Annotated in this window: 11 protein-coding genes; 9 read left to right on the forward strand and 2 right to left on the reverse strand. The window is 44.8% G+C overall.

What is annotated here, in order from left to right; translation table 11 throughout:
* Positions 1–49 precede the first annotated feature (49 nt).
* Genes IUZ65_RS09360 through IUZ65_RS09370 form a run of 3 tightly spaced genes read left to right on the forward strand, consistent with a single transcriptional unit; the run spans position 50 to position 3,230 of the window.
* Complete coding sequence (locus IUZ65_RS09360; protein ID WP_195703479.1) at positions 50–1,876, forward strand: hypothetical protein; 1,827 nt, start codon at positions 50–52, stop codon at positions 1,874–1,876.
* Between the two features lie 3 nt (positions 1,877–1,879).
* Positions 1,880–2,908, forward strand: a complete 1,029-nt coding sequence (locus tag IUZ65_RS09365) for a LacI family DNA-binding transcriptional regulator (RefSeq protein ID WP_195703480.1) — start codon at positions 1,880–1,882, stop codon at positions 2,906–2,908.
* Positions 2,909–2,915: 7 nt separating this feature from the next.
* Complete coding sequence (locus IUZ65_RS09370; protein ID WP_195703481.1) at positions 2,916–3,230, forward strand: hypothetical protein; 315 nt, start codon at positions 2,916–2,918, stop codon at positions 3,228–3,230.
* On the opposite strand, the gene IUZ65_RS09375 is transcribed toward IUZ65_RS09370, so the two are convergent.
* Both IUZ65_RS09375 and phnR read right to left on the reverse strand, forming a co-directional pair.
* Positions 3,227–4,132 carry an EamA family transporter gene (locus tag IUZ65_RS09375; RefSeq protein WP_195703482.1) on the reverse strand — a complete coding sequence of 302 codons (906 nt, stop codon included), beginning with the start codon at positions 4,130–4,132 and terminating at the stop codon, positions 3,227–3,229. The two genes, IUZ65_RS09370 and IUZ65_RS09375, sit on opposite strands and share 4 nt — an antisense overlap.
* Positions 4,133–4,167: 35 nt before the next feature.
* Positions 4,168–4,872, reverse strand: coding sequence for a phosphonate utilization transcriptional regulator PhnR (gene phnR, locus IUZ65_RS09380; RefSeq protein ID WP_195703483.1), 705 nt, complete (start codon positions 4,870–4,872; stop codon positions 4,168–4,170).
* Positions 4,873–5,156: 284 nt separating this feature from the next.
* On the opposite strand from phnR, the gene phnW reads away from it, so the two are divergent.
* The 6 genes from phnW to IUZ65_RS09410 all read left to right on the forward strand — a co-directional run bounded on the left by phnW (position 5,157) and on the right by IUZ65_RS09410 (position 12,295).
* A complete protein-coding gene (phnW, locus tag IUZ65_RS09385) occupies positions 5,157–6,260 on the forward strand; it encodes a 2-aminoethylphosphonate--pyruvate transaminase (protein WP_195703484.1) in 1,104 nt (367 codons plus the stop codon).
* 54 nt (positions 6,261–6,314) lie between these two features.
* Positions 6,315–7,133 carry a phosphonoacetaldehyde hydrolase gene (gene phnX, locus IUZ65_RS09390; RefSeq protein WP_195703485.1) on the forward strand — a complete coding sequence of 273 codons (819 nt, stop codon included), beginning with the start codon at positions 6,315–6,317 and terminating at the stop codon, positions 7,131–7,133.
* Between the two features lie 243 nt (positions 7,134–7,376).
* Entirely contained in the window at positions 7,377–8,255 is an 879-nt protein-coding gene (locus IUZ65_RS09395; RefSeq protein ID WP_229638028.1) for an alkaline phosphatase family protein, read from the forward strand.
* Entirely contained in the window at positions 8,236–8,970 is a 735-nt protein-coding gene (locus IUZ65_RS09400; protein WP_195703486.1) for an HAD family hydrolase, read from the forward strand. Before IUZ65_RS09395 ends, IUZ65_RS09400 begins: the two co-directional genes overlap by 20 nt.
* The gene (locus IUZ65_RS09405; protein ID WP_195703487.1) at positions 8,963–11,011 is read left to right on the forward strand and encodes an ABC transporter substrate-binding protein; all 2,049 of its coding nucleotides are present in this window, start codon (positions 8,963–8,965) and stop codon (positions 11,009–11,011) included. Before IUZ65_RS09400 ends, IUZ65_RS09405 begins: the two co-directional genes overlap by 8 nt.
* A gap of 105 nt (positions 11,012–11,116) precedes the next feature.
* Positions 11,117–12,295: an ABC transporter permease gene (locus tag IUZ65_RS09410; protein ID WP_195705064.1), complete on the forward strand. Its 1,179-nt coding sequence runs from the start codon at positions 11,117–11,119 to the stop codon at positions 12,293–12,295.

A 12,295-nucleotide genomic window follows, 5' to 3' on the forward strand; every position in this document is an offset into this window, starting at 1 on the left:
CCTAGACTCCCTCCCCCTTTGCTCATAAGGGGGTTTACAGGATGAACCCATGTCATTAATCACCGACATTTGTGAACGGCTGAACACCACGAATACGTTTTCGATACATCACGCTAAAGACCTGTCAAGTCAGCTATGTCACGCTTGGTTTATCGCGCAATCTCCGCAGCATAACGCCTACATTCACGCTACATCGCTGATAGAGCAAAACAGCGATCACCCGGTTATTCAGTTTGCTCAGCGATGTTTACCGAAAGTCGAACAAGAATTAGTCGGTATTTCTATACCCGATAGCCCCCACCCTTTTTGGGCGATGTTCAGTCCAGAAGCGATCGATTGTGAAACAAACCCCGTCGCTGTACGAGATAGAATTCAAACGGCACGCACTCTCACTGAGATCCAAAGACCGCACAACCTTCTATCCAATGTCGCCGAACAACTATTAGTGACAAGCAACATCTTGCTGACGATTCCTCTAGAAAATGATGATATTCAACATATCGATCTGGGTAAACCATTCCATCAAAGCGTTCAGCTAGCCCAACAAGAACAGCAAAAATATTGGTACGACCATCCAATCCCTATCGGCATTCACGCCAACGAGAATGAGATCCTTTACGGCTTGAAACACTTGGATAGCGCATTGTCGGTCGAAATCGAACGCGGAAATATGGCAAAAGAACAAAAACTCACTGTTGTGTTATCTTGCTCAGTAACTCACCCTTCCTTAGCAAACATCGCCAAAGAATACGTAGAATATGAGATTCGAACGCACCTTAAATTGAAGCACATTCAGGTGGCATTATTTAGCGAGTGTGAATGCAAAAACGTATTAACGGCTGCTTTCCCAAGCGCGTCGACTGAACTAAAAGATGTCTTTGGTGTAAACGGAGCATACGGGCGACATTATACATTTCTTAAAGCTATTGCCCCTCTCTGGCAACAGACCATCAACCCACAACTTAACGCCACCTTTAAGATCGATTTGGACCAAGTCTTTGACCAAGCAAGGCTCATCAAGGAAACAGGCCTATCCGCGTTTGAACTTATGATTCAATCAAACTGGGGAGCAGATGGCGTAGATGCTGAAGGTAAACCCGTGCACCTAGGTATGCTAGCCGGTGGATTAGTCAATGAGTCCGATGCTCACAAAAGCTTGTTCACTGCGGATGTTAAGGCTCCAAATGGCAGTGACTATGCCATATTTGAACAGCTATTCTGTGCCCGCTGGCCACAAGCCATCTCAACAGAAGAAGAGGTCCTAAGTAAGCGACATGATATTCAGCGTGTACATGTCACAGGGGGGACAAACGGCATTACCATCAAAGCGCTCTACAATTATCGTCCTTTTACCCCAACATTTATCCATCGCGCTGAAGACCAAGCCTTCATTCTGTCAGTCTTAGCGAACCCGATTGACGGCGAATACTTGGTTTATAGCCATCGACCGGGTCTCATCATGCGACACGACAAAGATGCCTTTGCGGGAAGAGCAATGCAGGTAGCAGAAGCAGGGAAAGCGTTAGGCGATATTGAACGAACCTTGCTGTTTAGCACGTACGCTAACGGTCATTCTATTGGTTTAACGACCATCAAAGAGAAGCTTTATCCGTTTACTGGTACGTTTGTTTCACAAACGCCAGTAACACTTGCCTTGATACGATTTATGCTTGAAGGTAGTGCTAAATGTTCAGATTATCTTGATAGTGGCGCATTACGGCTTACTCAGTGTTTAGATTATTGTGAAAATTCATTATCATCACAGGTTGAGGCTAACCTCAAGGGTTGGAACGAATACTACGACAGCTTATTGGAAACACAGATTCCTATAGAAGCACACGATGTATTGTCTAACTGTTTATTAAATCTAGGGTAATTTATGTCCATTAAGAAACTTGCTGAGCATCTAGGCATATCCAAATCAACCGTCTCTAGAGCGTTGAATGGATACTCAGATGTAAATGCAGACACTCGAGAAAAGGTATTACGAGCGGCTCAAGAGATTGGGTATAAAGCAAACCCTACCGCTAAGCGCTTAGCCTCAGGTAAATCACGAAATGTCGGCATTATACTACCGGCGAGTTCTAGAATGTTTGTTTCTCCAGCTTTCTCTAAGGTATTAGCAGGTGCGGCTGCATTTTTAGCCAAGCATGAGTACCAATTAATCGTGACCACCATTTCGGAATGGCAAGACGAGCAACAGGTTTATCTGGATTTTATAACCAGCGGTCTGGTTGATGGATTATTCATTGTTCGTACACGCAGCAATGACGAGCGCATCGCGATGCTGCAAAAACATCAATTCCCATTCGTTTGCCACGGTTTTGATACTGGTTTCCCTACCGACAGTTTTGTGGACGTCGATAACCGACACGCCTTTTATGAGTTAACCAAGCGCCAAATAGCGTTAGGCCATTCACGTATTGCTTTCCTTGATGCACCGATAGAGTTGACGCTATCTAAGGCCCGTCAACAAGGGTACTTGCAAGCCATGCAGGAGGCCAAGTTACCTACCGATAATCGATGGTTATTAAATGGCGATCTCAACGAAGGTGCGGCCATGAAAATGACCAAAGAGGTGATGTCGTTAGCCAAACGTCCAACCTCAATTTTATGTGCAGACGACACAATGGCTCTCGGCACAATAGCCGCCTGTGAAGAGTTAGGCTATCGACCTGGTGAAGATGTCGCCATTGCCGGCTACGGCGATTACGAACACAGCCGCTATGCAAAGCCGTCGATTACTTCTCTAAAATACGAGACTCACGGTGTCGGTGAAGCAATGGCGAAACTCATGCTTAACAAACTAGAAAAACGAACCTACGAGGTTCAAAACTGGTATCTCGCTGAGATTGTCGCACGACAATCCGATGCCCAAGTAAATACAGAAGAAGTGAACACTAAGTAGTGCAGAATTGGAGACCGCTTCTGCATTTAAAACATCAAACCCCGTCATCGCCATGAAAACCAGCGTCATCCCCACGAAAGTGGGGATCTCACATCACCAAGATTCCCGTTTTCACGGGAATGACGAAGTATTTAACACTAACCGAACTGCATTACGTTTTCACGGGAATGATGAAGTATTTAGCACTAACCGAACAGCATTACGTTTTCACGGAAATGACGAAGTATTTAGCACTAACCGAACAGCATTACGTTTTCACGGAAATGACGATGACGATTTATTCTCAAATGATTGGCTTCATCGCACCGCTTTAATACACTAAAAGCATAACGCTATGATGAGTCCAGACGTGATACAGGCGACGCCAACGCCTCGGGTTAAATACCATTTCTCCTTCAAAAAATAGATCCCCATCCCTAAACCAAAAACAATACTTATCTGGCGAAGGGCCACAACATAGCTAACGTTATCGGTCATCGTCATCGCAAAAAGCACCAACCCATAGGTTGATGACATCATTATGCCAGCAACAGCGCTGCGTTTTCTGATAGACCAAGCGATCAGAAATTCCTGCTTATTGTTGGACAAAAGTAACCAAAGACAAAGCGACGCGCAGATCGCCCAGTATTGGATCCCTAAATAAAACACCGCTGAGTAATACGAAGGGAAATGAATTGATACCAAGATATTGAGATCAGCGAGCGCCTCTTTGTCGATGATCGAATAACCAGTGGTTCCTATCGCAGCAAATAACGCCCAGAATACGCCAAAGTTGAGATACGCCTTTAATTTCAGCTCACCAAACTGCGACAGCGGTACAAACAGACAGCCAGCGGTAATGAGAATGAAACCGAACCATTCATTGTATGACAATGAATAACCCATCAACACCGTTCCAAACCCCACCATTAAAACAGGCAAGGCCCGCGCAATAGGATAAATAACACTGATATCCGCTTGTCTGTAAGCATAGGCGAGTCCGAGCAGATAAATCATTTGAAAAACACCACTGCTAATAAGCAACAACCAGAAGTCATTCTCCAATGCGTCGATGCCAACGGTAACAACAAACCATATTAAATAAGGCGTTAAAATAAGCGCAGCCGTCACACTTGAGGCTAAGAAAAATGCCATTCTGGAATGGCTATTAGACTTACCTAATACGTTCCAACCTGCATGCATAATTGCAGACACAATAATGATAATACTTGGCCAGAAAGCCATATTAAAATTCCATTTATTATTTGCTAGCAAACAACCTATCGTTCTATATGGGCAATAGACTCGATACAGATGGCATCATTGCGCCAATATTCAATATCACAATCGATAAGTTCACCTTGCTGGTCATAGTTCTTCCGTTCCACTAGCATAGCCGGAGAGCCAGCCCTGATCCGCAAAGCTTGTGCTATTTCATCTTGCACGGTTGTGGTGACAATACGGTACTGCACTTTATGGTATTCAATACCAAAATGGTCGCGATAAATATCGGTCAATGACTGCGATAGATCAAAGTTGAGTAAGTTGGGGAATCGCTCTGGCCGAACAAAGTTTGTTACATATACAACGGGTCGGTCTTCCAGATAGCGTACCCGCTCAATACGGTATACATCGGAAAATGGATCCAACTTAAGCAGCCTCGTCGCTTGCTTTGTCGCAAGAAGTGCCTCGGCCGACACCAACTCTGTTTTCGGTACACGATTTTGCGCAAGGGCCATATTATAAAAATTTAACGTCTGAGTTGGGTCATAATAAAGAGGCTCTGGTGAGATAAACCAACCACGTCGATCTTCTCGATAGATTCGCCCTTCTGCTTCCAGCAATGACAGCGCCCCTCTCAGGGTAACCCGCGTTGTATTAAAAGACTCAGCAAGCTTCCGTTCAGAAGGCAGTTTCTGGCGTGACGGTAACAATCCAGACTCGATTTGCTCGACGATAACGTTTTTAATTTTTATATATTGCACTACGTACCCTTTGATTAGCTCAATTCTAGTCTGATGCGATGGATTTAAACTGGTATTAACCAGATGTACATTATCACTAAAAAGTTAAAGCATAATGATTCTTAGCGTAAAATAAAACAACCCTTTTTGTACAGAGTTAGCTATTTAAATACGCTACCATTTTTCATAGACGTATATTTCATTGAGGTTAATGTTTTGTGAATTTCCTTTTCATCTGTTTACGACGCCAAATCTAACTTGGTAAAGTAATGCTCACATCTGGTGTAGTCCAATAAGAGAACAGTATGAAAAATGAATATCTACTTCTAACCCCAGGGCCTTTATCTACTTCATCAACCGTTCGTGAGGCCATGCTCAAGGATTGGTGTACTTGGGACGATGATTATAATAAAGGTATTGTAGAGGTGATTCGTCATAAGTTAGTGGCACTCGCCACTAAACATGAGGGATACACCAGTGTATTAATGCAGGGCAGTGGTACCGCATCGGTAGAAGCAACCATTGGCAGCGTCGTCGATAATCAAGGCAAACTGTTGGTTGTCGATAATGGCGCATATGGTGCTCGTATCGCACAAATCGCACAAACTCTCAACATTCCTTGTCACGTTGTTTCTCCCGGAGAAACCGCTCAACCTAGCTTGCAAGAAATGGAAGCGATGTTAGTGACGGATGCCACCATTACCCATGTTGTGGTTGTTCACTGTGAAACCACCACTGGCATGCTCAACCCCATTGCCGATATAGCGAATCTTGCAAAGCGCTTCGATAAGCAAGTGATTGTTGATGCAATGTCGAGCTTTGGCGGTATACCAATGGATATCGCGGAACTCGACATAGATTTTATGATTAGCTCGGCCAATAAATGCATTCAGGGGGTGCCGGGGTTTGGTTTTGTTATTGCAAAGAGATCCTGTCTTGAACGGTGTAAAGGCCTTGCTCGTTCACTCACGTTAGACCTCTATGATCAGTGGCAATGCATGGAGGAAAACCATGGCAAATGGCGCTTTACCTCCCCCACACACACCGTTCGCGCTTTCTATCAAGCCCTGCTTGAACTAGAAAGCGAAGGGGGGATTGACGCGCGTTATCAACGCTATTGTACTAATCAGGCAACGTTGGTAGAGGGCATGCGTTCACTCGGCTTTAAAACCTTACTGGCTGATGAGCTGCACTCCCCAATTATCACCTCGTTTCACTCCCCTATCGACCCCCACTACCAGTTCCAGAATTTTTACGATCACCTCAAGAACAAAGGCTTTGTTATCTATCCCGGAAAAGTCTCTAACGCCGACTGCTTTCGAATCGGCAATATAGGGGATGTTCATCCCGCAGATATTGAACGCCTTATTCAAGCAATACGTTCGGTTATGGTCTGGAATATCAGCTGATCGCGTGTATTCGATGTCCATTGGCTATTAATAAACTCACTTTAAGGATCCACCATGAACAATCCATCTCCAATTCAGGCCGTTATTTTTGACTGGGCAGGCACGATTGTCGATTTCGGTTCGTTTGCGCCAACCACGGTTTTTGTTGAGGCCTTCAAAAAAGGTTTCGATTTTGAAGTACACCTAAAAGAAGCGCGCGAGCCTATGGGATTAGGCAAATGGGATCACATCTGCGCCGTTGGAAAGCTGCCTTCAGTCGATACTCGTTGGAAAGAGAAGTTTGGCCGTTCGATGACAGATGAGGATATCGACATTATTTATGCTGCATTCATGCCACTACAAAAAGCCAAAGTAGCGGACCACGCCACCCCGATCCTTAACGCCATTGACGTGGTTGAGGGCTTAAAAGCAGCGGGTATAAAGATAGGTTCGTGTTCAGGTTATCCTAGACAGATTATGGATGTGTTGATCCCGTCTGCTGCGGATTACGGCTATAACCCCGATTGTGTCGTCGCCACAGACGACCTGCCACATGGTGGTCGACCTTCACCATTCATGGCACTGCAAAACGTTATAGAGTTAGGTGCAACGAGCGTGGCAGCGTGCATTAAAGTTGATGACGCCATTCCCGGAATTGAAGAAGGCCATAATGCTGGCATGTGGACAGTGGGTTTACTGCTCTCCGGCAATGAAGCCGGGTTAACTTACGAAGAATACTTAGCAGCCGATGACCATACGTTAGACATTGTTCGTGAAAAAGCGCGCGCTCGACTGCAAAAATCATCCCCTCATTACCTTATAGACACTATCTCTGATTTTCCTAAAGTAGTGGACGCGATCAATAATCGCATACTCGCAGGAGAGCGCCCTTAATCTCGTCTTTTACCCTCCCCACTCTCTAAACCCAGATCAATATATCACCATTTCAAACCACCTGTTCGCAGGTGGTTATGTCAGTTTTATGACCAACTATAAAGCCTACTTATAGCGATAGCCTAAATAATATTATCGTCAACAAAATATCTTATAGCTGTAGCGAAAGCTTCACATTGCTTGCTTAGTATTTATTCATCAAATTAATAATGTGTACACCAAGTACATGTTCGGATGGCAATAATGTCTTTTATGCAAAGACCAAACGATTCAACAATGGATCAATCCACACCTAAGGTGATCCTCGTAATTTTGGATGGATTAGCGTTCGATACCAGCCAAAGCTGTATGGGGTATCTTCAAGCTTTGGTTGAGTCAAACAAAGCAACCTTGTATCGCTTGCAAGCAGAGTTGCCTTCTAGCTCAAGGCCGTTATACGAAACGATTCTGACGGGCGCCACACCCGTTGAAAGCGGTGTGATTAGCAATAACGTTGTTCGTCGTTCAAATCAAGAAAGCGTTTTTGGCCTTGCTCAATCGCAAGGACGGACAACGGCCGCCGCTGCCTATCATTGGATGAGCGAACTGTATAACCATGCACCCTATAACCCTGTACAAGACCGTCATACCCATGACGAAAAACTACAGATACAACACGGCTGTTTTTATCATGAAGACCATTATCCAGATAGCCATCTATTTCTTGATGCTGAATCTCTTCGCCGGGTTTATAACCCAGACTTTCTCTTAATCCACTCAATGAATATAGATGATGCAGGACACAAAGCTGGGTTTAACAGTACTCATTACCGAAACACAGCAAGAAAAACCGACGTCACACTCTCCAGCCATATTGCTTGCTGGATAAGCGAAGGTTATCAAATCCTTATCACCTCAGACCATGGTATGAATGACGACAAGAGCCACGGTGGCACCCTTAGTTGTGAACGTATGGTTCCTCTTTACGTTATTGGCGACGCATTTTCTCACAACGACAAATGTGAACCAAAGCAGACCGAAATCTGCGGCACGATATGCCAGTTGCTTGGTATAGAGCATAAGAAAAGCATGACCGCTTCATTTATTAAATCAGAGGTTAGAGATGACATTGTCCGTTTTTGATTTAGATGAAACCTTGATAGCCGCCGATAGCGCTTCTCTGTTTTGTCAGTATCTCGTTGAGCATCAATTAATCGACGCCAATTTTGTAGAAAAAGATGCCGCCTTTATGCGCCTCTATAACTCTGGGCAACTGGATATTAATGACTATATTGCCTTCTTTGTTGATGCCTTAAGGCAATATTCGGTCGAGGATATTGAGGCGCTTTTGCCGACTTTTTTAACCGATCATATAAGCCATGTCATCTATCCAGAAGCGGTTGAATTACTTATACAGTTAAAGGAACAAGGCCATACGATAGTGATCGTATCTGCAACCGCAGAATTCATCGTCACAGCAATAGCCAATTTGCTCGGTGTCGAACATGTGTTGGCTATCCAGCTTGAAACCGACGTGGATAACAACGGGGACGACTTCTACAACGGAAAAATCAAAGGCACACCATCCTTTCGCGAAGGAAAAATCAACCGCCTACAAGCGTGGGTGACCAAACATAATGAAACAATGGATGGGGCGTATTTTTACTCCGATTCCATTAACGATGTTCCCCTGTTGCAGCTTATCGACAATCCGGTCGCCACTAACCCGGACACAAAGTTACGACAGATAGCAAATCAACAAAACTGGAAAATAGTCCGCTGGGAAAAACCACAGTTACATAACGTAAATCACTCAAATCATACTCAATTTACACAACTGGAGACACACAATGTCTAGACTGATGTTCGCTGGTGCGTTGGCACTATTATCAAGCCAAGCCATGGCAGCATGTCCTAACGTTGCAGGCAAGGATGCAGGCGGTCAATATCCGCACCTATTTGAAAAAGCTGAGTTTGAAGCGCAGTACAATTGCAGCCTTTCTTTTAGAGAAAATCCCGATATCAACGCACTTAATCAACGTATTGCCGGTAACCCGACACTTGCACCATTAAATGAACGTTTACCGTTGGAGCCATTGGTTATAGCGCCTTATCTCAGCATCGGCAATTACGGTGGTGTGTTAGATGGTATCTCTAAGGCAACCGAATCTGGCACCTCAGATTTGCTTTCCATTCGCCACGTAAACTTGGTCCGTTTTAATGATGATCTTGAAACGATAGTACCAAATGTCGCAAAGTCTTGGTTGTGGAATGATGATTTCACTCAGTTAACCATCACCCTGCGAAAAGGGCATAAATGGTCTGATGGCAAACCATTTACAGCTAACGATATTGCGTTCTGGTACAACGATATCCTAATGAACAGTGAAATTATCGAGAAACCAAAAGAACGTTTTCTCTCTGAAGGCAAAAAGATGAAAGTCGAAGCGCTTAACGATACCACTATCCGCTTCACGACAAATGCACCAAAGCCAGGGTTGCTAACGAACTTTGCGCTTGATTACGCACAACCTTTCCAGCCACAGCATCTCTTAAGTAAATTCCACCCAGACTTTAATAAAGACGCCGATAAGCTAGCAAAATCACTAGGGTTCGATAGCGGTTACGATGTCATTCACTTCTATTACGGCCAATCAGATTGGAAAGATATTCCGACTCCATTGCTAAAAGATGAAGCCGCATCCAAGCGACTCACGAGCGCGGGATACACGGGTATTGCGCCGACACTTGAATCCCATTTGGTCGTGGAAGACACACTCGAAGGCCGTCGTCTGGTGGCGAACCCTTATTTCTTCCAAGTTGATACCGCGGGTAACCAGTTGCCGTACATCAATGAGATAAAAGAGGTCTATATTGGCGATGAAAATATACAAACAACCAAGCTAATTGCAGGCGAAGTTGATTATAAATCTCAGTCGGTCAACCTTCCTGCCGCCCCTGTACTGCTTGAGAATCGTGATATGGGTAATTACAACGTCAGTCTGCGTCCAACAATGGGTGAAACGACCTTTGCCTTTAATCTGACCGACAAAAACTTAGAGAAACGAGCCGTTTTCAACGACGTTAGATTCCGTCAAGCGATGTCCGTTGCCATCAACCGCAACTACATCAATGAAATTGCTTACTTCAAACTAGGCAAACCAACGCAATACACCGCATTTGATGCCGATACCGCTAACTTCGTCACTGAAGAACTTAAAACCAAATGGACTGAGTTTGACCAGAAACAGGCTCAAAAACTGCTAGACAAAGCCAGCGTTAAAGATAAAGACGGTGACGGATTCCGTGACCTACCATCCGGCAAGAAATTTGAGTTAACCATTCAATACGCGACACAAGGCGCAGCAACAGAGGTAGTAGAGATAGTCGCCGCAAACTGGGCGGATGTGGGCGTAAAAACCACCATCAAAGAGGTAACATCGGATGAATATCGTAACTCGCAAACCGCGAACGACTTATCGGTTCTGGTCTGGGTGATGGGACGACCTCTTGCCACTATTGCGAGCAACAACGAGAACTTATTGCCTCCTTACGACAACTTTTTCGGCCTACGCACAGGCATGCTTTGGTCTCAGTACAGAGAGACCAACGGAGCTGAAGGTGTGAAGCCACCGAAAACAGTGGACGAAATGCAGGTCATGGCGGATCGCTTTGTCACTCTGCCTTCTGGTTCTGAAGAGTCAAATAAGCTTGGCAAAAAAATAGCAGAGAAAGTGGTTTCCGACCTATTTATTATCGGCACGGTAAAAGCGGTAGCACCAATCTACCACAATCGAAAACTGGTTAATTTCTCGGTTCCTAAAACCTCTTCTTATGATTACTACCGCGTATATCCCTATCTACCAACGCAGTGGTACTTGGATGAAGCAAGCAATTAATTCACGTCGTTAACAGTAAAACATAACGAAAAATAAGCGCGTAGACATGGGCAAGGAAGCCCATGTCATTTTTGGTTTGTATTGTATTTAAAGGTGAGCAAAGTGATGAGTTTTCTTTCGCAAACGTGGCTGTTCTGGATACTGCTTTTGATAGGTGGTTTCCTCTTTATACGCGGACGCGGTAGTCAATATTTCAACTATGTATTCAACCGCTACGTCTTGGCCTTGATTACTTTACTGATAGTAAGCGCCATTGTGTTTTCATTGATGGAAGCCCTGCCTGGTGACTGTGCAGAAAAGTATATTGCCTACAAAAACACTCAAGGTGAAACCATTACACAGGCAGATATTGACGCGGAACGATCTCGAATGGGGTTGGACAAGCCACTGCCTTTACGTTGGGGAAAATGGGTGACGGACTTAACATTGCGCGGGGACTTGGGTTTTAGCTGTGCTAAACGTCAGTCTGTTAACCTTGCTCTGGGCGACCGATTTTGGATGAGCCTTAGCTTTTGTCTTGCGGCACTTTTTCTTTCCTATTTAGTGGCGGTTCCTTTTGGTATTTTTTCGGCTTTTACCATCAATAAGTCGTGGACAGACAAAAACCCGCAACACCCAGTTCGACAACGAGTCATCAATACACTTGGGTTGTCATTGAAAAAACTGGTCGACTTACAGCTTCGTATTATTAGTTATCTAGGGCTGGCGCTGCCGAACTTTCTATTGGCGCTCACCATTATTCTTATCTATGTCTTCGCTGGCGAGCCGGCCCCAACTGGGCTCTATTCTGATGAATGGCAAGGGGTCGCATGGTTTACCGAAACGGGTTTTTCCTATGGAAAGCTGAGCGATTTTCTAAACCATATATGGCTGCCAATATTCGTTATTGGTTGGTCCGCCACCGCCTTACAGCTTCAAACCGTACGAGCGCTAGTGGTCGACGAATCAAACAAACTTTATGTCGATGCCGCACGCGCCAGAGGGGTTGATGGTATGGCGTTATGGGCCGGTTACCCGGTTCGTCATTCAATTAGCCCCCTATTTAACAGCATCGGATTTGACTTTCAACGGGTATTTAATGACCTTCCAATTGTCGCCATTGTTATCGGCCTTACCGATGCGGCCGCTCTGTTAATTGAAGCACTTTCAATGACCAATGATCAGGAACTCGCCGCCGCAATTCTATTTCTAGTGGCGCTGGTTGTGATCGCAATGAATTTTATTACCGATGTGGTTCTAGCCGCTGTCGACCCTCGGGTCAGACAAAGCGTACTGGGGAAATAA

Source organism: Vibrio sp. VB16 (assembly GCF_015594925.2).
In the GTDB taxonomy this organism is placed as follows: Bacteria; Pseudomonadota; Gammaproteobacteria; order Enterobacterales; family Vibrionaceae; genus Vibrio.